The organism is Luteibacter sp. ME-Dv--P-043b, from assembly GCF_030209605.1.
Lineage (GTDB): Bacteria > Pseudomonadota > Gammaproteobacteria > Xanthomonadales > Rhodanobacteraceae > Luteibacter.
Window position 1 is genome coordinate 261,334 of sequence record NZ_JARVRT010000003.1, and the last position, 24,270, is coordinate 285,603.

Sequence of the window (24,270 nt, forward strand, 5' to 3'; positions counted from 1 at the left end):
TTCTTGCAGGGGTCGACCTAGCCGGGTGACGCGGCCGACCCGGCCAGGAGCCCACCGTCGATGTTCACTTCCGTTCCGGTGACATAGGTGGCTTCATCCGAGGCGAGCATCGCGACGATGGCAGCGACTTCATCGGGCATGCCGAACCGTTTCAGCGGCGTGTCCGCGACCAACGCCTGCATCCGGGCGTCCCGGTCGGGACCGTGCCCCAACATGGGTTCCCAGATCGGCGTAAGGATGGCCGCCGGGTGCACGGAGTTGCAGCGAATTTGCCAGCCCTGTTGGGCACAATAAAGCGCGACCGTCTTGCTGTGGTTGCGGATCGCGGCTTTCGACGAGGCGTAAGCCGCCGCACCGGCGATGCCGACCAGGCCCGAACGCGAGGATATGTTGATGATCGAACCCGTTCCCGCGCCCTTCATGGCACCGATGGCGTAACGGCAACCGAGGAAGGTGCCGTCGAGGTTCACCCGGTGAACCTCCCTCCAGTCTGCAAGGCTGGCGTGCTCCGGGTCGTGCGGCACCATGCCCACTTCGAATCCCGTGACGCCGGCATTGTTGACCACCACATCGGCGACGGGAACGAGCCCGGCCAGGCGCGACCAGTCGGTTTCCTCGCGTACGTCGAGGGGTTCGAAGCGACAGCCGATCTCGGCCGCCGCGGCGGCTCCGGTCGCGTTGTCGATATCGGTGAGGATGACGATGGCGCCCTCGTCATGGAAACGTGCGGCGATGGCGCGGCCGATGCCACGTGCCGCGCCGGTGACGACGCATGTCTTGTTGTTCAGTCGATGCATGATGTCCTCGAAAACAAAGTCCAGTCGACGGATCGCTCCGTTGGCGCGATTGTTTTTCCGCTTCAGCGGTGACGCTGGATCATGGCTTCGACTCCTGGTTACACGACGATGCTAAGCCATCGCCATAACGGCCGCAATTCGCGGATTGGTCCACTTCGAGTCCACTCCAGCTCGGATCGCGCAGGCAAGCGAGAGGATCACTACGCCCTTTAAACGCCGCCTGGCGTACCAATGTCTGCTTTCGCGTTCCTCGTCCTCATCCAAGGAGTCATACGATGGCAACCGTTCAAGCAAGCGCAAGCGGTACGTTCAGGATCGGCGGCGACCTCGAGGTCAACCGCCTCGGTTTCGGTGCCATGCGCATCACCGGCAAGGGCATCTGGGGTGAGCCTGCCGACGCGGCCAAGGCCAAAGCCACGCTGGCCCGGTTGCCGGAACGGGGCGTCAACCTGATCGACACGGCCGACAGCTACGGGCCGTACGTCAGTGAAGACCTGATCCGTGAGGTGCTGCACCCGTACAAGGGGCTGGTGATCGCGACCAAGGGTGGGCTGACGCGCCATGGTCCCGACGTGTGGGCCCCGGTGGGGCGGCCGGAATACCTGCGCCAGTGCGTACTGATGAGCCTGCGCCGCCTGGGCGTGGAGCGCATCGACCTCTGGCAGCTGCACCGCATCGATGCCAAGGTGCCTCGCGATGAGCAGTTCGGCGTGATCCGCGACATGCAGAACGAAGGCCTCATCCGCCACGTCGGCCTGTCGGAGGTCAATGTCGAGGAGATCGAAGCCGCCGCGCCGTTCTTCAAGGTGGCCACCGTGCAGAACCTCTACAACCTCGGCAACCGGAAGAGCGAAGCCGTGCTTGACTATGCGGAGAAGCACGGTATCGGTTTCATCCCCTGGTATCCGCTGGCGGCCGGCGAACTGGCGAAGGAGCGCTCGGTGCTGTCGAAAATCGCCCAGAAGCTCGGCGCCACCACCGGCCAGGTCGCCATCGCCTGGCTGCTCAAGCGCTCACCGGTCATGCTGCCGATCCCTGGCACCGGCGACCCCGGGCACCTGGAGGAAAACGTCAAGGGCGCGGCCCTCAACCTGTCCCAGGACGACTTCGAAGCCCTGGAACACGCCGTAAAAACCCCTTAAACACCCGGTGAACCCTTTAAACCCCCGGTGTCCGCCCCGGTACTCCGGTAGGAGCCCACGATGTGGGCGAACCCTCACGGTCCGCCCAACGAACGAAGCCATGCAACACGTCCACGCCGGCGTTTCCGCGCTTTGAACGAAGCGGCTCTGAAGCGTTTTAAAAGCGCTTCAAAGCCCGCCCGATCAAGTCCAAAAACGCTCGCCCGTGCGGAACGCGCCGCCTCACCCGCCGTGGTTGCGTCGAGGGTTCGCCCACATCGTGGGCTCCTACGATGTTGTCGCGCTATCGCACCACGTTGCAGTCGCACGATGTGGCGGCGTTGTCGCACGACGTGCCAGCGTTGCCGCGCGCATCAGTGCAGCTTTACCGGTGGCAGTGTGGTGTTGCGCAGCCAGTCGGCCAGCCATAGGGCCGTGGCGCGCGGCCAGCCGTGCAGGGTCGCGCGGTGCATCTGCTGCAAGGATACATAGGCCATCTTCGCCAGCCAGCCGCGCATGGGAATGACCGAGGTGCGGCCCGAAGGCAGTTCACCCGTCGCCTGGCGGACACCCAGCGACACCAGCGTGCCCTTGGCGTGATACACGAACGGCGGGGGCACGTCGCCGCGTGCGACGGCCGCCAGCGCTTTCGCAAGATAGTTTGCCTGCTGGTGCGCAGCCTGTGCCGTGGGCGGAACGCTGCGCTGGTCGGTCGTCGTGGCGTAGGCGCAGTCGCCCATGGCATAGATACCCTCGACGCCTTTCGCCGCCAGCCGCTCGTCGACGACGATGCGCTTGTCGCGCGACAGTTCGAAGTGGCCCAGGCGCTCGACCATGTCCTGCCCGGTGACGCCCGCGGCCCAGACGCGGATATCGCAAGGCACCACGCTGCCGTCCGACAGGTGAAACCCATCGGCTTCGACGGCACTCACGCCCACGCCCAGTCGTAGCGTGACATGCATGTCTTCCAGCACGCGCTGTGCCGACGCGGAGGTGTGCGGATCGACGGCCGGCAGTACCCGATCCGCCATGTCCATCAACGTGACATCCAGTTTCGAGGCGGAATCCAGGCCACCGTAACGATGCATGTCGTTGAACGCGTGGTGCAGTTCCGCTGCCAGTTCCACGCCGGTGGCGCCCGCGCCGACGATGCCGACCCGGATCCGTTTGTCCGGGTCGCCGGCGCTGCGCAGGGCGAGCGCGAGGATCTTCCGGCGCAGTGCGATCGCCTGCGCGGGACTGTCCAGCATGTCGCAGTGATCGAGCACCCCCGGGGTGCCGAAGTCGTTCACGCGGCTGCCGAAGGCCAGTACCAGCGTGTCGTAGCCCAGCGAGCGCGGCGGCAGGATCAACTCGTCCGTGTTGGGCAGGTGCACCGCATCCAGGTCGATCGTGCGGCTTGCGGCATCCAGACCGCGCAGCGCACCGGGCTCGAAGCGGTAGCCGTGGGCCTGGCCATGGGCGAGGAACGGCACGGCTTCCTCGCCATCGCCGAGCAGGCCGGCGGCCAGTTCATGCAGGCGGGGCTTCCAGAAATGGCTGGCGTCGCGATCGACCAGGGCGACATCGAACCTGCGTTGTCTGCCGAGCCGCGTGGCCAGTTCGATACCGGCGGCGCCGCCGCCGACGATGACGACGCGGTGCGCGCCGGTCCGTGAGGTTGGGGTCATGGGAATGTCTCCGTAACAGGCTGCCCGCAGCTTACCGAGCGGATCGTTCTCGGCTTGCGAAGACACGCCCCGTCCTGTAAATAAAACCGATGACCGCCTCCATCCTCCTTCGACGACGACCTGCCGGCTGATTGCCGCCGAGCCCGCGGCGCGCCTGCGCCGCCCGTCATAGTCGTTGGAGAACCCCGATGTGCCTGTCCCCCGCGGCGTCCGTCGACGCCCTGCTTTCCGTTGCCTTCGTTTCGCTGGACCTGCCTGCCACGCAGGCCCGGGCCGTACCGGCGAGCCGCCCCGATCTCGGTGATTTCCAGTGCAACGGCGCGTTCTCGGCCGCCGCGGCGACGGGCCGTTCGCCCCGGGATACGGCCGAAGCCCTGGCCGCCTGCCTGCGCGCGCATGCCATGTTCGACCGGGTGAGTGTCACCGGCGCCGGCTTCATCAACCTGCGTCTTGCCGACGCTTTCATCGCGGAACGCCTCGCCGCGATGGCCTCCGACCCGCGGCTGGGCGTGGCCGACGAGGGCAGGGGCCGTGAGGTGATCCTCGATTTCGGCGGTCCCAACGTGGCCAAGCCGCTCCACGTCGGCCACCTGCGTTCGCTGGTGCTGGGCGAAAGCCTGCGCCGGATACATGCGGCACTGGGCTGGCGCACCCACGCGGATGCGCACCTGGGCGACTGGGGTCTGCAGATGGGCATGCTGAGTGCCGCGATCCGGCGGCTCGATCCGGGATTGCCCTTCTTCCGTACCGGAGCGACGTCTCCCTTCCCAGCGCAGGCGCCGGTGACGCTGGACGCCCTGGAGCGGCTTTACCCGGACGCCGCGGCCGCGTGCCGCAGCGATCCTGCGCGCATGGCCGAAGCCAGGTCCGACACCGCCGCGCTGCAGGCCGGCGACGCGGGCCTGATGGCCCTGTGGCGGTCGTTACGCGCGCTCAGCCTCGCCGCGCAGGTCGAGGACTTCGCCATGCTGGGCGTCCACTTCGACGCGCTGGACGGCGAGAGCGACGTGCGCGACGCCGTGGCGCCGCTGGTGCAGCGGCTGCTCGATGCGGGTGTGGCACACCATAGCGAGGGTGCGGTGGTCGTGGATGTGGCACGCGCCGACGATACCGTCGTGGTGCCGCCGTTGCTGCTGGCCAAGCGCGACGGTGCCGCGCTGTATGCCACTACCGACCTGGCCACGCTGGAGGCACGGGCATCGCGCCCCGACCTTGCGCGCGTGGTCTACGTCGTCGACCAGCGGCAGGCGTTGCATTTCGAGCAGGTGTTTCGCGCCGCGCGCAAGGCGGGTATCGGCGACCACCTCGAGCTGGTGCATGTCGGCTTCGGCACGGTCAACGGCATGGACGGCAAGCCGTTCCGCACACGCGATGGTGGCGTGGCCCGGCTGGCCGACCTGCTCGAAGCGGCGATGGTGCGCGCCGGCGAGCGCCTGGATGCCGCGGGCTACGGCATGCAAGGGGACGACGCGCAGCACGCGACGCTGGCACGGCAGGTCGGTATCGCCGCCGTGCGCTTCGCCGACCTGTCCGGCGATCGCCTCTCTGGCTATGTCTTCGATACGCAGCGGATGGTCGCATTCGAGGGGCGTACCGGCCCCTACCTGCAATACGCCTGCGTGCGCATGCGCGCGCTGCTTGCGCGCGCCTCCGATGCCGCGGCCGGACCCGCCACTCCGGTGCTGGCGTTGGAGCGCGACCTGGCGCTGGCTTGCCTGTCGTTCGGCGATGCCGTGGCGGAAGCCTGCCTGACCTGCCAACCCGGTGTGTTGGCGGCCTTCGCCCATGCCCTGGCGCAGCGGTTCAGCCGGTTCTACGCGGAGTGCCCGGTGCTGGCTGAGCCGGATGGGGCCACACGCGCCTCACGCCTTGCCTTGTGCGTGCTGACCGAGCGCGTGCTGGCACGCAGCCTCCACCTGCTAGGCATCGAGGTGCCTGCGCGAATGTAGTTCGGCCGGTGTGGCGGGGCGGATCGCCGCAGGCGGCGCGCACATCGCGTCCGCGCGCACGCGGGCTGCTACCGTCCCGGCACGTCATGGCCGAGGAAGGACCTGCCGACATGCCCGATCCGTTCCCACTCGCGTCGCGCCACGGATGCGCCACCTGCGGACTGCACGACGTGTGCCTGCCCGCGGGCGTCCGCGGCGAGGCGCTGGCGCGCGTGGACCGCCTGACGCGCGACCGCCGCACCGTGTCGCGCGGCGAGACCCTGTTCCGCCAGGGTCAATCGTTCCATGCGCTGTATGTGCTGCGATCCGGCGCCACGCGCAGCACGATCGCCGACGCCGACGGCGCGCAGCAGGTGATCGGGTTCGGCCTGCCGGGCGATATCCTGGGCGTGGACGGCTTGCTCGACGATACGCACCGCACCGAGGCTGTGGCGCTGGAGCGCAGCACGGTCTGCGAGGTGCCGTTCGCCAGGATGGAGGCTGTCTTTACCGAGGTTCCGTCGTTGCACCGGCGCATGCTGCGTGTGCTGGGCAGCGAGGTGGCGGCCGACCAGGCGCACCTGGTTGCCATGGGCCGGCCGTCGGCCGTGGAGCGCGTGGCCCTGTTTCTGGACGGCTTGCTCGAGCGTCAACACCGTATCTCACGACAGTCCGATTGCCTGCGCTTGCCCATGTCGCGTGCCGATATCGCCAGTTACCTCGGTCTGGCGGTGGAAACGGTCAGTCGCACGTTGGGGCGCATGGAAGAGGCCGGCTGGCTGATCGCCAGCGGACGCACGCTGCGCATCCTGGACCGGGCCATGCTTGCCTCGGGCAGGCCGGTGTCGCTATCGGACCAAAAATTGATCGGGGTCAGTAACCGGCCGGCGCGGTGCGCCTAACCTGCCCGGGACGGCCGATCGAGGCCGAAGCCCGTGATCCAAGGAGTTTCCCATGCGTCACCCTATCTCTATCGCGCTCGCCGGCCTGGTCTGCCTGGCACCTATGGCTGGCGCCACCGCGCAATCGGTCGACAACCCGTGGATCGTGCACGTCGGTGCGCACCGCGTCGATCCCACTTCCGACAACGGCCACCTGGCCGGCATGAAGGCGAGCGTCGGCAGCAGCACGCGGCCCACCTTCAGCGTCGAATACCTGTTCACGCCGGCGTGGAGCGTGGAGCTGCTGGCGGCGCTGCCGTTCGAGCACGACGTCCGCCTGTCCGGCCAGCGCGCGGTCAGCGTGAAGCAGCTGCCGCCCGTGCTCGGCGTCAACTACCGCTTCCTCGTCGGGCAGCCGGTCTCTCCGTTCGTCGGCGTCGGCGTGAACTACACGCGTTTCTACGACGCCAGCGGCCACAACGCGTTGCAGGGCGCCAACGTGGACCTGGCCAGCAGTTGGGGCATCGCATGGCATGGCGGCATCGACATCGCACTGGACCCGCGCTGGACGTTCACCGTGGATGCCCGCTACATGGACATCGACAGCCGCGTGAAGGTCGGCGGTGCACGGGTGGGCACGGCGCACATCGATCCGTGGGTGTACGGCGTGAGCGCCGGTTACCGCTTCTGAGGGGAGCCGCTGTGCCTATGACACGTCATGCCATGGATGGCGTGGCATCCTCCGGAACGTCCTCGGTCCCGGCCGTCGGTTCGTCGTTACCGGTCAACCGACGCATCAGCGATACCGTATCCACCAGCAGCACGGTCCCGTGCTCGGCGGATTCGACCACCTGGTGCATGTCCTTCCTCAGTTCGGCGTCCATGTGCGTCGCGACAAGGGAAGGCACGGTGATCTTCTCGGCCGGATCGATGCTTACGATGCTTTCTACCGAATCGACCTCCAGGCCATACGTGTGCCCCTCGTGCCGCACGACCAGGATCTTTCGCTGCTCCGCATCCTGCATCGGCCCCATGCCGTAATGGCTGCGCAGGTCGATCACGGCAATCAGCGCCTTGCCGACGTTGAGCACGCCGCTCACGTGGGCTGGCGTACCCGGTGGCCTGACCAAGGCATCATGCGATTCGATGACCTCGCTGACTTCATCGATCCGGACCGCCATGAGCCGGTCCAGCCGGAACGTCAGCCAGGTCTCGCGGACCCGCTGGCGACGTATTTCGGTACGACGTGTCTGGTCGTCGGCCACCAGGTACAGGTCGTGATGACCCTTGGCAAGGTGCGCCAGGTGCGTGTCGGCGAACAGGGCGGCGGTGTCGATCATGGTCAGGTCGTCGGCATCCGCCTCCGCGGCATCGCGTCGGTTGATACAGCTGGCGAACAGGCCCGTCTGCCCACGGATGGCCGGCATCGGCAAGAGTTGCCGATCCGTGTAGCTGACGATGCTGTCGATGTCGTCGACCAATAGACCGAGGTAGAGCGCATCGTTGCGCAGCACGACCACACGACGCGTATCCTCGAAGTCGGATGCCTGGGGTGGGGCGGCGACGCAGCTGTCCAGGCCCAGAAAGGCGGCAAGATCGACCACCGGCACGGGGCGCCCGCGCAGGTCGAGCCATCCGAGGCACGTGGCATCGGACAGCACCGAGTGCTCCAGCGACGGCAGCCGGACGATCTCGTGAATGGTCTCCATGGGCAGCGCCATGTGACGACTGTCCACATGGAAGGAAATCGCCTTGCGAATCCTGTTTGCGGCGCGCTGCTGCCGTGCCTGCCGGGCAAGATGGGTGCTGACCGTCCGAGGTATGCCAGGGAGGTGAACGAGTGCCTCCGACGACAGCATCTGGACGATGCGATCGTCCAGGTGGAACGCGCCCTCGATCAGGCCGGGTGCATCGCTGTCGCGTTGGAAAGGCACGATCTGCGTGCCCGCCATGCGCAGCATGTCGCCGGTACGATCGAAGCCGATGCCAAGCAACGCCCCGTTCGACTCGATGACCGCGACCCGGCTTTCGCCTTGCTCGATGCTCACCGGAAGGCCCAGGTACCGGCCCAGGTGCAGCACCGGGATCATCATGCCTCTGAGCATGAACAGGCCGGCGACGTAGTCTGGTGCCGTCGGTACCCGGGTGATGGCCTGGGGAAAGCCCACCACTTCCTGCAAGGTGTCGATGGGCAGCGCCAGTTCGAATTCACCCAGGTGGAACGTCCCGAACAGCTGCATGTCGTGACGGGTGCCGGGTGCGACATCAGGCAACGGATTGTCCATGGGAAGGGCCTTTAGATGATGCGGTCGAAAGTACGTACGACGTAGTCTTGCGTATCGCAGTGGATGCTGAGCTGGCGGCCGGCGTTGCCACCGATCTCCGTGTGGATGATGCGGATGCCCGCTTCGTTCAGCAGCTTCTGCGCCATCCGGGTATTGAGTTCGCCGATGCTTCCGTGCGTGGCAGGCGGCATGTGTTTCATCATGAACGCCCCTCCGGCGATAACGGCGACCAGCTGCGGGTAGTCCTGCGGTGTCGCTTCCAGCAATCCCAGCAGGGAAGGGATGGCATCGGTCACGTATTTCGCGGAGGGGCCTTCCGAGGCCGTCGCGGATTCCGGCAGCAGGCAATGGGCAAGCGCCGATATTCGCCGCTGCCGCCACAGGATGCCGATCCCCACACACGAGCCCAACGTACTACGCAGAACTTTCGCGCCACGGTCGGCCCGGACTTCGCACATGCCGACGTAGACGTCCTGGGCGGTCATTCCGGTGGTTTCGCATTTCGATAGATGAGCGGCTGCTGGTAGGCGAATCCCGTTGCGATCCGATGAAGCGACTCCGACTCGCCGATCACCAGCACCGCGTCGGACGTCATCGAATGCCGCACGTTTTCCACGACGGCTTCCTGTCCCGCCTCGTCGAAATAGATCAGCACGTTGCGCAGCAGCACCAGGTCGAAGCGGGTGGGCTCGGGCCAGTGCCGATAAAGATTATGCTGGCGGAAGGTGATGTGGTTCCTCAATGACGGCACCGCGCGTAACGTATCCGCATGGTGTTCGAAGTACTTCTTCGCCATCTCGGGCCGGTTCTTGTTCAGCCCTTCCGCGTTCCGGCCGGCGTAGGTTCCAGCCACGCCGACATCGAGCACGCCCTGGCCGATATCGGTACCCAGGATGCGGTACTGGAAATCCCGATGCGTTCGCTGGAACTCTTCGGCCAGCATGGCCAGCGAGTAGGCCTCCTCGCCGGTCGACGCCGCGGCCGACCAGATGTTCATCGTCCTGCCGGCATGCGCGGTGTACCAGTTCGGGAAGAAATCGTCGGCGAGATACTGCCAGATACGCGGCGTGCGGAAGAACGAGGTCTCGTTGGTCGTGACCAGGTCGATGAAGCGCGCCACTTCCTGCGTCGAACTGTCCAGCACGGTGAGGTAGTCGTCATAGCCGGGCAGGTCAAGCTCCCGCAGGCGCCGACGAAGGCGCCCGTGCAGCAGCGTCCACTTGCGCTCGGCCATGACGATACCCGTATGCCGGCGTACCTGGGCAAACAGGGCTTCACGGGTGGCGGGACCGACGATGGCTTCGGTATCGAACATGGCGCGTCAGGTGGCGAAGTTATTGACAGTGGCACTCAACTCGCCCGCGCCTTCCTTCAGTCCACTGCAGGCCCGGGCAATGTCGTCACACGTGGCAGCCGTCTTTTCGGTTTCCTCGGCGATATGTTGCACGGCCGTGGCGACTTCCCGAGCAGCCACGGCCTGTTCCTCGGCGCCGCAGGAGATTTCCGACATGGCCTGCGTCGTGTTCACCACGCCGAACAGGATCTTGTCGAACGCGGCCGAGGCTTCTTTCGATATCTGGCTGCCCTGCGAGACACGCTTGGTGGACTCGGCGATCAGCTTGGAAATCTCCTTGGCGGCCTGCGAGGAACGTTCGGCGAGCTTGCGCACCTCGTCGGCGACCACGGAGAAGCCCAGGCCATGCTCGCCCGCGCGTGCCGCTTCGATGGCCGCGTTGAAGGCCAGCAAGTTGGTCTGGCTGGCGATTTCGCCGATCACCTTGCTGATGTCGCCGATGTCTTCCGACGACTTGTTGATCAGATCCATCGACTCGATGGATTTTTCCAGTGCCTTGGCGCCGCGCTCGGCTTCCTGCTGCGTGTCCTTGGCCAGCCGGTCGGCGCTCTGCGCGTTGCTGGCAATGGAACTGATGGACGCGGTCAGCTCTTCGATGGTGGCGTTCATTTCCTCCACCGTCGCCCCCAGCAGCTGGGCGCCGGCGGCCATGTCGTTGGACTGCTGGGCGATCTGGGTCGACGCGGACGAGAAGTCCTCGGCACGCCGCTTGACCAGCTCTTCCAGCTCACCCTGGAACGTGACGTCGGCGGCGAACTTCACGATCTTCTGCAGCTTGCCGTTGCCGTCGTAGATGGGGTTGTAGCTGGCCTGCAACCAGACCCGACGGCCGCCCTTGGCCAGCCGGCGGTAACGACCGGAGTCGAATTCACCACGGCGCAACCGTTCCCAGAACGCCGCGTATTCCGGGCTCGACGTATAGGCGTCGTCACACAGCTTGCGATGGTGCTGGCCGATGAGCTCGTCTGCCGTGTAACCGACCACAGCCAGAAAATTGGCGTTGGCGGCGATCACGTGACCGCCGAGGTCGAACTCGATCACGGCCTGGGACTTGTCCAGCGCGGTCATCTTGCCGTCCAGTTCCGCGGACCTGTCCACCAGCGTGGTGATCTCGGTGGCGAACTTGACGACCTTGTATGGCTTGCCTTCGGCAGTGAAGACGGGGTTGTAGGAGGCACTGAGCCAGACCTCACGGCCGTCTGCGCCGATACGCTTGAACTCGCCGACCTCGGGCTTCCCGGCGGAAAGGCGCTGCCAGAACGTCGCGTAATCGTCGCTGGCGGCGAAAGCGGGCTCACAGAACAGACGATGGTGTTTCCCGACCACGGCATCGGAGGTGTAACCGAGCACGTCCAGGAAATTCTGGTTGGCGGTCAGAACCGTGCCGTGCAGGTCGAACTCGATGATGGCCTGGACACGATGCAGCGCGTCGTTCATCGCCTTCAGGTCGTTCAGTTCCAGCGTCTCGCTCGCGTTCGTGCCCATGACGTCTCTCAATCTGTGTGAGTAGACGTTTTATCGCCTCAAAATCGGCAAACTTGAGCTTATTTTCGCGTGACTGGCCTTCACATGGATCAAATGCAGGGTCATAGGTGAAAGCAAATCCATGTGAAGGCGCTGATGGGTTCGGCTTGGGGGCAGGCCCGGCGACAAGAACCGGATGGCACGCGGCGACCTCGGTGGGCAGGATGGCACCGTGCCCACCACCGGAAAAAGTCCCATGGTCTTTCGCATCCGCGGTCTCGATCCCGCGCCCTTTGTTCCCTATTACGGTCTCGACGACGCTTCACTGGCCGCACAAGGCGCGCTGCGCGTCATCGCCACCGACGACACGGGCTACCCCGAGCGCGTCGAACTACGCGCGGCGCACCGGGGTGAGACCCTGCTGCTGCTCAACTACGAGCACCAGCCGATCGCCGGTCCGTATCGCGCCAGCCACGCGATCTTCGTGCGCGAAGGCGCCACGCAGGCCTATGACGCCGTGGATGAGGTGCCGGAGGTGATGCGTGTGCGGCAGCTTTCGTTGCGCGGCTTCGATGCGCGCGGACACATCGCCCAGGCCCTGCTCGTGGCCGGCACGCAGGTGACGGAGGCGGTGCGGCAGCTGTTCGCCAACGATGCCGTTCGCTATATCCACGCGCACTACGCGGCGTACGGTTGCTACGCTGCACGCCTCGACCGCATCGCCTCCGCGGAGGCCTAGAGCTTGTAGTTGATCCCGAACATCACCGTGCGCCCGTAGGTATCGAACTCCAGCGGCCGGGCCACCTTCACGCCGCTGGGCAGGCTGAGGATCTGCTGGGTCTTCATCGGCGAATCGGTAAGGTTGTTGACCTGCAGGAGGATCGACAGCCCGTTCCACGTCCCGTGGTCGAAGGCGTAGCCGAGCTGCAAGTCGGTCTGCTTGTCGGCCAGCACCTGGGTGTAGCCCAGCTGGTCGAACAGGGCCACGGCCTCGCCGGTGAACGACGAACGGTAACGCTCGGCGACACGCACCGACCAGCCGTACTTTTCGTAGTAGAGCGCCAGGTTGGCGACCTTCCTCGACAGGCCGGGCAGGGTGGAGGGACTGCCGGGGATACTGGACACCGCGCTCACCGGCAGCGTGCTGTTGGTCAGCGAGAAGTTGGCCTGCACGCCGAAACCGTCGAGGGCCCGCGAGACCAGCCCGCCTTCCAGTGAGCCGGATAGCTCCAGGCCCTGCATCTTGCCGCCGGTGCCGTTCTCCGGCCGGGTGAACGAGCCCCGTGTGCTGGTCGGCACCAGGGTGGGGGTGTCGTTCGTGTAGCCCGAGAAGTCGTAGTCCAGGGTGGTCTGATTGTAGATGTAGTTCAGCAGGTTCTTGTTGAATACCGCGACGGCCACGTAGCTGGCCGTGCCGAAGTATTTTTCCCACGACAGGTCCGCGCCCACCGCGATATACGGCTTCAGCTTCGGGTTGCCGCCGCTGCCCGACCACAGCACCTGGCCTGCGGCCGGGCCTTCGGTCACCTGTGCGACACCCGCGGAGGTCGCCACCTTCTCGTCGTCGATGCGTCCGCGCGCCATGGTCTTGGCCAGGCCGAAGCGCAGGAACTGCTTGTCGGACACTTCGGCGGCGAGGTTCAGGCTGGGCAGCACCTTGCTGTACTTCGTGCCGTCGGAGATACGACCGACCAGGGTGTTACCGTTGGTCTGCAAGGCGTCGGACGACTGGTCGGTCTTCACCGCCTGTACGCCGACGTTGCCGCGCAACGGCACGTCACCCACGTTGGTGTCGATATTGAACTTGACGTAGGCGACGGGAACCTTTTCTTCCACCGTGTAGTTGCGGCTGAAGTCGCCCTGGCCATTGCGCTGGGTCTTGTAGAACTGGCTGTTGAGCGCGCGCACCACGTCGTAGTTGACCACGCCGGGAAAACCGCCGTAGCTGAGGTCCGTGATGCCACTGAGCACCGAGGGATCGATGGGCGCGGCAAAGCCGGGCAGGTAGTCCGCCTCCGTCGAGCCGTTGCCGTTGAGCCAGGCGAAATAGACATCCGCCTGCTTGGTCTTGGTGCGGTCGGAGTAGTTCACGCCGATGTTGACGTCGCTGAAGATCCAGCCCACGGGATGGCTGACTTCCAGGCGGAAGGCCTTGATCGTGTCCTTCTGCTTGTCGAACTCCTCGCGACCGTTGTAACCGTATTTGTTGGGGTCGGTGAAGAACATGGCAGACGGGTCGGCGAAGTTCACGCCGGGTCGGAAGTCCGGGAAATGCTCGTGCACCGGCGTGGCGAAGTCCGTCGACGAGGTGGCCTGGTCGGGCAGGCCGGCGAACAGGTAGGCGTCGTGAAGGTTCTTCTTCGCCGTGGAATACGACAGGTCGGCCGTGAGTGCCCAGCCGTTGCCGAAGTCGTACTGGTTGTTCCACCCGGCGGAGAACAGCTTGTCGTGCTCGCGGGTGTAGTCGTTCTGCAGCACCGACTTCAGGCCGTCGATGTGGCCCGTGGTGACGATGGGGTAGGGCAGTGCCGGTACGACGCCGACGTTGGAATAGGAAATGCCGTCGCCGGCCTCGTACGGGCTGCTCGACCACTGCGCGCCGTTGAGGAAGGTTTTCTGGTTGAACGTGGAGTAGTACAGATCCAGGGTGGAGTGGTAGTGGTCGTCCGGTGCCCACTCCAGCACGGTCATCAAGCCGTTGCGCAGCTGCTTTTCGGATTTGGCACGCAATTGCCCACCTTCCTGCGACAGCACGCCGTCCGGCAACCCGGGCGTGCGCCGCACACCCTGGGATTCGATGCCCTGCGGCCCGTTGTCGACGCTCCACCACCAGGCCTGGTACTGCTTTTCCTGCACCGGCGAATCCAGCTGCGCCACGCCGACCGCCAGGCCCAGGGTGTGGTCGAAGAACTGGTCGATGTACGAGAAGCTGGCCCGGTGGCCGGCATCGCCCACGCCCGAACCATGGTTGAGGCTGCCGTTGGAATTGGCCTCGCCACGCAGGTTCGCGGCAAAGGTGCGCTTGGGCAGGTCCAGCGGCTTGATGGTGTGCAGGTCCACCGTGCCGGAAAGGCCCTGGCCGATCAGGCTGGCGTCGGGTGTCTTGTAGACGGCCGCGCCGCTGATCAGTTCGGACGGGTACTGGTCGAAATCGACGCCGCGGTTCTCGCCGATCGTGGCCTGTTCACGGCCGTTGAGCGTGGTGCCGGCGAAGTCCGGCGACAGGCCGCGAATGGAGATCTGGTTGGCGCGTCCGTCCACACGCTGCGTGGCCAGGCCGGAAAGGCGGGCCAGGCTCTCCGCGATACTGCTGTCGGGCAGCTTGCCGATGTCCTCGGCCGAGATGGCCTCGATGATGTTGTTCGAATTGAGCTTGGCCTTCAGCGCACTCTGGATGCTGCCCTGGATACCGGTGACCACCACGGCGTCGAGATTGCTCGCCGCATCCGGATTGGCGGGACGCTTGTCCTTGTCCTTGTCCGCATCGGTGCGCTTCGGTGGCACGGCGTTTGCCGATTTCGCGTCTGTGCCGGCGGCGGCCGGCGTGGCCTCCTGCGCAGTTGCAAGATCGGCACCGAGCAAGGCGAACGCGGCGGCGCACGCCATCACGAGCGGGCGGTGGGTGAGCGGCAAGACACGGCCCTGCGTCTGTCGACGATTCATCGAAGTCCCTGCATATGCGATTGAGTGGACGATGCTCCCCATACCGCATCGCGGCGCGAGAATGCGCGACCCTCGGCGACGTGTCATCGTGCATCGCAGCACGGGCCAGGTCGACCGCCGCGTGGCCCCGATCGCCCGTGGTGCGTCGCAACATGCCGTGGCATATGCATTTTTGGCCGTTGACGCCGTTTTTACAGTGCGCTATATCTGCATCACGCGCATCGCATGCAACCCATGCCATCGCGTACTTTCCCGGCATCCTTGGGGTATGCCGGCACGCAGCTCGCGATGAATGACGGACAGACCGCTACGATGCGTCGCCCCGATTCCAACGATGAAAACGCCAGCTGCGCCTTCGCGCCCCGTCCGTTCGTGTACGTCAGGGCCGATGGCCATCCGATCCTCGCGCGGGCCAAACTCAGCGCGCTGCGTTCCCGCGGCAAGTGCGTCGCCGGCTATTCGCCGCCTCGCCTCTCCCTCTGATCCAACAAAACTGATCTAAAAAATACCGCTGATCGGCACGTTCACCCGTCCGTCGTGATGCCGTCGCACGTCCGCTGATGCAGGCGTGGGCGTCGTGTCACGTACCGTCCGCGCGACGAACCCGCTGGTCAGTCTGTACGCGCAGGGCGCGGCGTCACGCCGTGCCTGTTTCCAAGGCACTTTCAGGGTGGGGGTGGGTCGTGGGTATCGATAAGGTTTACAGCAAGAAGTATCTGGCGCTGGCCGTGTGTGCCGTGTTGTCCAGCAGCGTGTTCGCACAGGATGCCGCACCGGCTGCCAAGCCGCCTGCGAAACCGGCCGCCACGGATGCGCAGGGCGCCCCGGCCAAGCCGGACAAAGCCGTGCAGATGAAGGCACTGAGCGTGGTGGCCAACCGCTACGACGCCACCGACATGCGGATGGACGCCATCAACACGGTGGACGTGTTGTCCGCCGCCGATCTGCAGCGCACCGCGGTGCATAACGTCGCCGAGGCGCTGGGCCTGATGTCGGGCGTCAACGTAACCACCACGGGCTCCGGCTATTTCGGTGGCATCGACGGCGCGGCCCGCGGCGAAGGCATGTTCACCTCGGTGCGCGGCCTGCCGTCGGAATACAACGTCAACCTGGTCAACGGCAGCAACGTCGCCCAGGGCATGCCGTACAGCCGTAGCGTCCAGCTGAGCCTGCTGCCGCCCACGGGCCTGCAGACCATCGTGCTCAACAAGACCTCCACGGCGGACATGGATGGTGACGCCATCGGCGGCACCATCGACTTCCGCACGCCCAGCGCCTTCGACTACAAGAAGGATTTCAGCGGCAGCGTCACTGCCAGCGGTCGTGTGGAAAGCCGTGCGCGCGATTACGGCGGCAGCGGCCTGGGCAGCGGCCTGGCCGGTGAACTGCAGGGCAAGTTCGGTGAGCGCAAGCAGTTCGGCATCTACGTCAGCGGCTACTACGACTACCGCAACATCGCCAACAGCGAGATCGGCGCGGCGGAAAGCGCGTCCAACGACGGCTCGTGGGCGTTCCTGCATGCCACGGCGACCGGTGCCAGCGCCCCCGGGTACGACCCGGCGCGCAACCTCACCAGCCTGGGTACCAACGTGGGTATCGCCTCGGGCTTCGAGCGCCGCTACGGCGGCAACATATCGTTCGACTGGTACGTGGACCCGTCGCTCATGGCCTATGCGCGCATGACCTATGCCTACGCGCTGACCGAGCAGAACACCACCTACAGCCAGTTGCTGCCTCAGAACGTCACCTATGTGCCGTCGGCCACGGCGGGCGAATACACGCCCAATATCGGGCGGATCGCCAACCGTTTCTGGTTCGAGACCAACCCGGAGCGCGCCGACCTCGCGACCATCCAGCTGGGTGCGGACAAGACCGCCGGCGGCTGGACCATCTCGCCCAACGTGTTCTGGAGCATCGGCCGCAACGACCGCCCGGCGCACGTCGAGATCGACGGCCGCGAGGACAAGTACTCGCAGGACAACTTCGCCTACAACCGCAGTTCGCTGCTGCGCTACGGCGGCAACGGGTTCCCGTATCCCGTGCTGACGCCGGGCCTGTTGAACTCGGTGAACAACCTGCAGAACATGTATGCGAACGACTACGGCGAGGTGACCGACATCCGCTCCGGACAGAAGCGCGGCGGTGCCAAGCTGGACCTGCGCTACGATTTCGACGGCGGTTCGCTGCAGTCGATCAAGTTCGGCGTGAAGTACAGCGACAGCGCGCGCGAGTTCACCAACCGAGACTATTCCACCGGCGGCATCAACGACGGCACCACCACGCTGGACGACCTGGGCATCATCAAGGGGTATTACAACCAGATCTTCCCGGGCAAGTTCGCCTGGCGCACGCCCAACGTGAGTCGCGCGGCCGTGGCGGCGCTGATCGACGGGCACGTGCAGCCCTCGGACCTGGACACCTGCAGCCAGCTGGACTTCAACAACTACAACTGCGACACGATGCGCGGTACGGAGGCGGTCACCGCGGCGTACGGCATGGCGACCTTCCAGAACGGCCCGTGGGAAGTCATCCCCGGTGTCCGCTTCGAGCACACGTCCATCCGCAACACCTTCTGGACGACGCCGCAGGATGCGGACGGCAACGAGCAGCCCGGCTTCTTTTCCAACAACCGCACGGTGTACAACGAGCCGCTGGGCAGCCTGTTCGTCAACTTCCGCCCCGATGGCAACATCGTCTACCGCGGTGCGATCTGGCAGAGCTATACGCGTCCGGCGTTCGTCCAGCTGGGTGGCGGCTCGCAGATCAACGTGTCCGACGGTGTCACCACGATCACCAGCGGCAACCCCAACCTGAAGCCGATCAAGGCCACCAACGTGGACCTGGGCGCGGAGTGGACCACGCACAGCGGTGGCTACGTGTCGCTGTCCAGCTATTACAAGAAGCTGCGTGACTACATCTACGACAGCGGCGGCGGCCAGGCCAACCCGAACACCTCGGGCGTGGGCACCGTGCTGACCAAGACGCCCACCAACGGCGGCGACGGTCATGTGTACGGCCTCGAAGCCACCTACCGGCAGAAGTTCCAGTTCCTGCCGGAGCCGTTCGACGGCCTGGGCTTCAGCGTCAACGCCACGCGGCAGAACTCCAAGGTGGACCTGGGTCGCGAGGGCTTCGGCAACGAGCGCCTGCAGTCGGCACCGCAGCGCATGGCCAATGCGGAGCTGTTCTACGAGAAGGGCGGCTTCTCGCTCAACCTCAGCTACCACTACACCGGTTCGTACCTGTCCACGTATGACTACCTCAACCAGGGCGCGCCGTGGGACGACCTGTGGATCCGTCCGATCCGTCGCGTCGACCTGCATGCCGGTTACCTGCTGTCCAACGGGCTGCAGTTCGACCTGCAGGTCAGCAACCTGACCAAGCAGTACTCGTACTGGTCGCACATCGGGCGCAACAGCCTGGCCAACTCGGATATCGTCAATGCCGGCATGACCACCCTGTTCACCGTGAAGTACTCGTTCTGAGCATGCAGCGCCGCCAGTTCCTCGCGTTGTCGCTGCTCACCCCCCTGGCGTTCGCCGGGCGCGGGTGGGCGGCGTCGACCGGCGGCCGGGTGTCGGCGGTCGCGCCGGACGGAAAAAAGCACGCGTTCGGCTTCGGCCGGCGCCAGTTCCTGCTGGATGGCCGGCCGTTCCGCGTGCACAGCGGCGAGATGCACCCGGCGCGGATCGCCCGCGAGCACTGGCGTCACCGTATTCGCATGGCGCGGGCGATGGGCCTGAACACCGTGGCCCTGTATGTGATGTGGAACCACCACGAGCGCGAGCCGGGCGTGTTCGATTTCAGCAGCGACAACCGCGACATCGTCGCCTTCATCCGCCTGTGCGCGGAGGAGGGCATGTGGGTGTACCTGCGCCCCGGTCCGTATATCTGCGGCGAATGGACCAACGGCGGCCTGCCGGCGTGGCTGCTGCGCGACCCGGACACGCGCCTGCGCACACGCGACGATCCGCGTTACATGGCCGCGGTAAGCCGCTATATCTCCGCCCTGGCACCGCGGATCGCCCCTTTGATGGTCGGCGCTGGCGGCCCGGTACTCATGCTGCAGATCGAGAACGAATATTCGATGTTTGCCGACGATGTCGGCTACCTCGATGCGTTGCGCGACCTGTGGCGTGGGCACGGTATCGACGGACCGTTTTCCGTCTCCGACGGCTGGAAGGACCTGCAACGGCGCAAGGCCTATCCGGAGGGCACCGCGCTGGGCCTGGACGGTGCCGACGTGGCCGAACTGGTGAAGGGCAGGGGGTTTGCCGGCGAGTCGCCGGTGTGGCTGGGCGAGGGGTATCCGGGCTGGCTGACCCATTGGGGCGAGCCGGGCTTCGCCGAGAAGGATCTGGTGGAGCCGCTCCGCCGGGTGATGCAGGCGGGCTATTCGTTCAATCTCTATGTCGTCCACGGCGGCAGTAATTTCGGCCTGACCGCGGGCTCCAACGCGGAAGACGACGGGTCGCAGTTCCAGCCCGTCATCACCAGCTACGACTACGGCGCGCCGATCGACGAGCGCGGCAGCGCGACGCCGCAGTATCATCGTCTGCGCGAAGTGATCCGGCAGGCCACGAAGGTCGATCCCCCGGCGTTGCCGCTCGCACCACCCACGGCCACCTTCGCCACGGTCACCGCGCAGCCGTTTGCCTCGTTATGGGACAACCTGCCGGGCGAGGCGGTGACCCTGCCGTCGCCCGGCCCGAACGAGATCCTGTTCGGGCAGGACCAGGGCCTGGTGGTGTACCGCAAGCGCATCGCGTCCGCGGGCGTGCTGCGGCTGGAGAACGTGCGCGACTATGCGGTGGTACATGTGGAGGGACGCGAGGCGGGCGTGGTGTCGCGCGTGGTGCATGCGTCGTTGAACCCGGGGCCCGACGTGACCCTGGCCGCGGTGCCACCGGCCGGCGGCGTGCTGGAGATCCTCGTCGATACCTTCGGTCACATCAATTTTGGCCCGCGACTGGGCGATCACAAGGGACTGATCGGTCCCGTGTCGCTGGACGGTATGCCCCTGCACGATGTGCAGGCCTGGCCGCTGCCGCTGGACGATGCCTGGTTGCGCGGCCTGCGGCCGTTGCAGTCGCCGCCGCGGCGAGGCGGGGTGTTCTTCAGGGCCACCGTGGCGGTGGAGGCACCCGGCGACGTCTACATCGACGTGACGCGCTGGGCCAAGGGCTATCTCTGGGTCAACGGGCACCTGCTCGGGCGGTACTGGAACATCGGGCCGCAACAGCGGCTGTTCTGCCCGGGGCCGTGGTTGAACGCGGGCGCGAACGAGGTGCTGCTGCTGGACCTGCACCGGACGGAAGGCGCCGCCGTGGCCGCGGCGACCTCGCTGGCCGCGACGGCGCCCCTCACGCAGTCGCCCGCCGGGAGCACGGCATGAGCGCCGTCGGGCGTCTGCGCACGCCGGCAAGCGGCAGCCCCGCCGACGCGACGGGCGTGCCGCCGCGCGCGATCGGATTCTGGGGCGGCCTGTCGGCCAACGTGCTGAACATGATCGGCATCGGTCCGTTCGTCACGATTCCGCTGGCGCTGTCCGCGCTGGCCGGGCCATCGGTGCTGCTGGGCTGGATCGCCGGCGCGCTGCTGTGCCTGTGCGACGGGCTGGTCTGGGCGGAACTGGGTTCCACCATTCCCGAATCCGGCGGCCCCTACCACTACCTGCGCGAGGCCTACGGGCGCGACAAGGCCGGGCGCCTGTTCGGATTCCTGTACCTCTGGCAGACCCTGCTGACCGCGCCGCTGTCGATCGGCTCGGCGGCCGTGGGCTTCGCGCAGTACGCGGGCTTCCTGATCCCGTCGCTGGGCGACACCGGCCGCGCGCTGATCGCCGCGGGGTTGTGCCTGATCAACACGGCGGTGCTCTACCGGCGGGTCGGGCAGATCCAGCGGTTGTCGGTGTTCGTCAGCGCGATCGTGGTCGCGGCCTGCGCCTGGATCGTCTTCAGCGGCGTCACCCATTTCGACATGGCGGTGGCGCGTGGTTTCTTCGAAACGAAGATGCCCTCGTCGCATGGCTTCTGGCTGGGCCTGGGCGCCGTATCGCTGATCGCCGTCTACGATTACGGCGGCTACAACAACGTCTGCATGCTCGGCGGTGAAGTCAGGAACCCGCGGCGCACCATCCCGATGGCGGTGCTGGTCTCCATCCCGCTGGTGGCGGTGCTCTACATGGGCCTCAACCTGAGCATCCTGGGCGTGTTGCCCTGGGCGCAGGCCGCGCATTCCAAGGCGGTGGTGGCCGACTTCATGCAGGCGATCCACGGTCATACCGGTGGCACGCTGGCGGTGCTGCTGATCCTGCTGGCCAGCTGGGGCTCCGCATTGGTGGTGCTGCTGGGGTATTCGCGTGTGCCGTATGCGGCGGCGGCCGATGGCCAGTTCTTTCCCGTGTTCGCGCGGCTGCATCCGCGCGGGGGCTTTCCCACGGTGTCGCTGCTGTTCGTCGGCGCCACCTCGGCGGCGGCGTGTTTCCTCTCCCTGGAGCACCTGATCGCCACGTTGATGGTGACGCAGATCCTGTTCCAGTACATCGCGCAATGCTTCGCCGTGGTCGCCCTGCGGCGCCGGCGCGCCGCGCCGGATGTGTTCCGCATGCCGTTGTATCCGTTGCCGCTGGTGATCAGCGTCGTCGGCTGGCTCTACCTGGTAGCGACGGCGGAAACCTCGTCGATCGTGGCCGCTGTGGTGGCGGTGTTCGCCGGCACCCTTCTTTTCCTGTGGCAAGCACGGAGGACACAGACGTGGCCCTTTCTCCCTCGCTGAAATCGTGGGACGTGGCCGTGGTCGGCGAGATCTACGCCGATCATGTGTTCAGCGGTTTTCCCGCGTGGCCCGGTCCCGGCGAAGAGGTAATCGCGCAGCACTACGTGCGTGAACTCGGCGGCGGCACGGTCAACACCGCTTGCGCGCTCTCCCGCCTGGGTCGCCGCGTGCGCCTGATCGGCGTGATCGGCGATGCCGACCTCGACTGGTTCGAGGGTCGCCTGGCCGAGTTCGGCGTCGGCATGGACGGTATCCGCCTGGGCAGCGACGGCACCGGGATCACGGTCAGCGTATCCACCGTCGAGGACCGTTCGTTCTTCACCTACCCGGGCGTGAACCGCGCACTGCCCGAACTGCTGGCCACGGCCGAGATCGTCGCCGACCTGGCTGCGGCGCGGCACGTGCATTTCGCCATGCCGTTGCCACGCGAGCTCGCCTCCACCCTGCTTCCGCTACTGCGTCAAGCCGGCTGCACCACGTCGCTGGACGTCGGCTACAGCCCGGACTGGTTGCGCGACCCGGCCAACCATGCCAGCTGCCGCGACGTCGACCTGTTCCTGCCCAATGAGAAAGAGGCCGCGCTGGTGGCTGGCAGCGATGCCCCCTCGGCCTATGAGGCCTGGTGCGCGTCGGTCGGCATCGGTCTGGCCGTCATGAAGCAGGGCGCCCAGGGTGCGTGGATCGCCGATGCGCGCGGCCTGCGCCGCGTACCGGCGCCGCGCATCGTGGCGGTCGATTCCACCGGCGCGGGCGACGCCTTCGATGCCGGCGTCATCGACGGCCTGCTCGACAACGAACCCATCGACGGCTGCGTCGAGCGTGGCTGCCTGTGCGGCGCCCTCTGCACGACCGCGCCCGGCGCCCTTGCATCGCTTCCCCATCCCACGCACTTGAGGACCCTCCGTGAGCAAACGTACGGATCGTAAGATCGCATTGATCGGAGGCGGCGGTGTCCGCTCTCCCCTGGTGGTGTTCGGCGTCAACGAGGCGGCCGAGGCACTCGGCGCGTCCGAGATGGTGCTGTACGACCCGGACCCGGCGCGCCTGCGCATCATGGTCGACCTGGGCAAGGCGGTGATCCGCCGGTTCGGCGGCGACCTGCGGTTACGCGGCGCCACCTCGCTGGAAGACACCATCGAAGGCGCCGATTTCGTGCTCAACAGCATCCGCATCGGCGGCATCGCCGGGCGCGCGGCGGATGAGCGCACGGCGATCGATCACGGTTACCCGGGCCAGGAAACCACAGGCCCCGCCGGCGTCGCCATGGCCCTGCGCACCATTCCCATCGCGATCGAGCAGGCGCGCCTGGTGGAACGGCTGAGCCCCGAGGCCTGGCTGGTCAACTTCACCAACCCCGCGGGGCTCATCACCCAGGCGGTCAGCGACCACAGCAAGGCGCGCATCGTCGGCATCTGCGACACGCCCACCGAGCTGTTCCACAACATCGCCCACGCCCTGGGCGAGCCTGCCGCGGACGTCGAGTGCGACTACGTCGGCCTTAACCACCTCGGCTGGGTGCGCGGCGTGCGCGTGCGTGGCGAGGACGTGCTCGACCGGCTGCTGGCCAGCGACGAACTGCTGCGCAAGCTGTACCTGGCGCCGCTGTTCGACTTCGACATGATCCGCACCCTGCGGCTGATCCCCACCGAATACCTGTTCTTCTACTACGAGCGGCAGCGCGCCCTGGTCAACCAGCGCAAGCAGGGCGGCAGCCGCGGCGGCGAGATCCAGCGACTCAACGACGAGCTGTTGTCCAGCCTCACCGCGCGCCTGGATGCCGGTGATGGCGACACGGCCGTGGATATCTACGCGGCTTACCTCAACCAGCGTTCCGGTTCGTACATGAAGCTGGAAGCCGAGGGCGGCTCGGCGTTCGACCAGGGGGTGAGCCTGCAGGGCGACCCGTTCCGCGTCGCCACGGGCTACCACCGCATCGCCATCGACGTGATGAGCGCGCTGACCGGCGCCAGACCGGCGCGTATCGTCGTCAACACACGCAACGGCGGTGCGCTTCCGGACCTGCCGGACAACGACATCGTCGAGATCGCCTCGGACATCTCGCTGGACTCGATCGTGCCGCGGCCCATCGCACCGCTGCCGGATGCGGTGAACGGCCTGGTGCGTTCGGTCAAGGCGTATGAGCGTGCGGCGATCGCCTCGGTGCTCAACGACCGTCGCCTCGAGGCACGCAAGGCCATGCTGATCCATCCGGCGATCGGCCAGTGGACCCCCTCGGGCGATCTGCTGGACGCCTTGCTGGGGCATGCGAACGAAGACGGCGAATGCCTGTGCCAGGGCCCGGTGCATCGCCACGCTTGAGCCGCTTCATC

At 66.3% G+C, this 24,270-nt stretch carries 18 protein-coding genes; 11 read left to right on the forward strand and 7 right to left on the reverse strand.

Going from position 1 to position 24,270, the window contains the following annotated elements; genetic code table 11:
* Positions 1-17: 17 nt before the first annotated feature.
* Complete coding sequence (locus tag QRN34_RS02655; RefSeq protein WP_285401727.1) at positions 18-797, reverse strand: SDR family oxidoreductase; 780 nt, start codon at positions 795-797, stop codon at positions 18-20.
* Positions 798-1,072: 275 nt separating this feature from the next.
* Between QRN34_RS02655 and QRN34_RS02660 the strand changes: the two genes are divergently transcribed.
* Positions 1,073-1,939 carry an aldo/keto reductase gene (locus QRN34_RS02660; protein WP_285401729.1) on the forward strand — a complete coding sequence of 289 codons (867 nt, stop codon included), beginning with the start codon at positions 1,073-1,075 and terminating at the stop codon, positions 1,937-1,939.
* A 353-nt stretch (positions 1,940-2,292) separates the two neighbouring features.
* Here the strand turns inward: QRN34_RS02660 and QRN34_RS02665 are convergent, their stop codons facing one another.
* The gene (locus tag QRN34_RS02665; protein WP_285401731.1) at positions 2,293-3,588 is read right to left on the reverse strand and encodes an NAD(P)/FAD-dependent oxidoreductase; all 1,296 of its coding nucleotides are present in this window, start codon (positions 3,586-3,588) and stop codon (positions 2,293-2,295) included.
* 188 nt (positions 3,589-3,776) lie between these two features.
* On the opposite strand from QRN34_RS02665, the gene argS reads away from it, so the two are divergent.
* The 3 genes from argS to QRN34_RS02680 all read left to right on the forward strand — a co-directional run bounded on the left by argS (position 3,777) and on the right by QRN34_RS02680 (position 7,088).
* Entirely contained in the window at positions 3,777-5,537 is a 1,761-nt protein-coding gene (gene argS, locus QRN34_RS02670) for an arginine--tRNA ligase (RefSeq protein WP_285401733.1), read from the forward strand.
* A 110-nt stretch (positions 5,538-5,647) separates the two neighbouring features.
* The gene (locus QRN34_RS02675) at positions 5,648-6,418 is read left to right on the forward strand and encodes a cyclic nucleotide-binding domain-containing protein (RefSeq protein WP_285401735.1); all 771 of its coding nucleotides are present in this window, start codon (positions 5,648-5,650) and stop codon (positions 6,416-6,418) included.
* Between the two features lie 52 nt (positions 6,419-6,470).
* A complete protein-coding gene (locus QRN34_RS02680) occupies positions 6,471-7,088 on the forward strand; it encodes an OmpW family outer membrane protein (protein ID WP_285401737.1) in 618 nt (205 codons plus the stop codon).
* Between the two features lie 25 nt (positions 7,089-7,113).
* Here QRN34_RS02680 and QRN34_RS02685 read toward each other — a convergent pair whose 3' ends face one another.
* From QRN34_RS02685 to QRN34_RS02700, 4 genes are read right to left on the reverse strand one after another with little or no spacing between them, the layout of a single operon-like run.
* Positions 7,114-8,682 (reverse strand): chemotaxis protein CheW, encoded by a 1,569-nt coding sequence (locus QRN34_RS02685; protein ID WP_285401740.1) that lies wholly within the window; start codon positions 8,680-8,682, stop codon positions 7,114-7,116.
* A gap of 11 nt (positions 8,683-8,693) precedes the next feature.
* Positions 8,694-9,167, reverse strand: a complete 474-nt coding sequence (locus tag QRN34_RS02690) for a chemotaxis protein CheD (protein ID WP_285401742.1) — start codon at positions 9,165-9,167, stop codon at positions 8,694-8,696.
* Positions 9,164-9,997 carry a protein-glutamate O-methyltransferase CheR gene (locus tag QRN34_RS02695; protein WP_285401744.1) on the reverse strand — a complete coding sequence of 278 codons (834 nt, stop codon included), beginning with the start codon at positions 9,995-9,997 and terminating at the stop codon, positions 9,164-9,166. The genes QRN34_RS02690 and QRN34_RS02695 overlap by 4 nt, the downstream gene beginning before the upstream one ends.
* 6 nt (positions 9,998-10,003) lie before the next feature.
* Entirely contained in the window at positions 10,004-11,521 is a 1,518-nt protein-coding gene (locus QRN34_RS02700) for a PAS domain-containing methyl-accepting chemotaxis protein (protein WP_285401746.1), read from the reverse strand.
* A 235-nt stretch (positions 11,522-11,756) separates the two neighbouring features.
* Here QRN34_RS02700 and QRN34_RS02705 point away from each other — a divergent pair, with 235 nt between their 5' ends.
* Entirely contained in the window at positions 11,757-12,239 is a 483-nt protein-coding gene (locus QRN34_RS02705) for a DUF1203 domain-containing protein (protein ID WP_285401748.1), read from the forward strand.
* On the opposite strand, the gene QRN34_RS02710 is transcribed toward QRN34_RS02705, so the two are convergent.
* A complete protein-coding gene (locus tag QRN34_RS02710; protein WP_285401750.1) occupies positions 12,236-15,163 on the reverse strand; it encodes a TonB-dependent receptor in 2,928 nt (975 codons plus the stop codon). The genes QRN34_RS02705 and QRN34_RS02710 overlap by 4 nt on opposite strands.
* A gap of 312 nt (positions 15,164-15,475) precedes the next feature.
* Here QRN34_RS02710 and QRN34_RS02715 point away from each other — a divergent pair, with 312 nt between their 5' ends.
* From QRN34_RS02715 to QRN34_RS02740, 6 genes are all read left to right on the forward strand, one after another.
* A complete protein-coding gene (locus tag QRN34_RS02715) occupies positions 15,476-15,646 on the forward strand; it encodes a hypothetical protein (protein WP_285401752.1) in 171 nt (56 codons plus the stop codon).
* 200 nt (positions 15,647-15,846) lie between these two features.
* The gene (locus QRN34_RS02720; protein WP_285401754.1) at positions 15,847-18,648 is read left to right on the forward strand and encodes a TonB-dependent receptor; all 2,802 of its coding nucleotides are present in this window, start codon (positions 15,847-15,849) and stop codon (positions 18,646-18,648) included.
* A gap of 2 nt (positions 18,649-18,650) precedes the next feature.
* Positions 18,651-20,558: a beta-galactosidase gene (locus QRN34_RS02725; protein ID WP_285401756.1), complete on the forward strand. Its 1,908-nt coding sequence runs from the start codon at positions 18,651-18,653 to the stop codon at positions 20,556-20,558.
* The gene (locus tag QRN34_RS02730; RefSeq protein WP_285401758.1) at positions 20,555-21,940 is read left to right on the forward strand and encodes an APC family permease; all 1,386 of its coding nucleotides are present in this window, start codon (positions 20,555-20,557) and stop codon (positions 21,938-21,940) included. Before QRN34_RS02725 ends, QRN34_RS02730 begins: the two co-directional genes overlap by 4 nt.
* Positions 21,919-22,866, forward strand: a complete 948-nt coding sequence (locus QRN34_RS02735) for a carbohydrate kinase family protein (RefSeq protein ID WP_345782880.1) — start codon at positions 21,919-21,921, stop codon at positions 22,864-22,866. The genes QRN34_RS02730 and QRN34_RS02735 overlap by 22 nt, the downstream gene beginning before the upstream one ends.
* Positions 22,844-24,259 carry a 6-phospho-beta-glucosidase gene (locus QRN34_RS02740; protein ID WP_285401760.1) on the forward strand — a complete coding sequence of 472 codons (1,416 nt, stop codon included), beginning with the start codon at positions 22,844-22,846 and terminating at the stop codon, positions 24,257-24,259. Before QRN34_RS02735 ends, QRN34_RS02740 begins: the two co-directional genes overlap by 23 nt.
* The last annotated feature ends 11 nt before the right edge of the window (positions 24,260-24,270 follow it).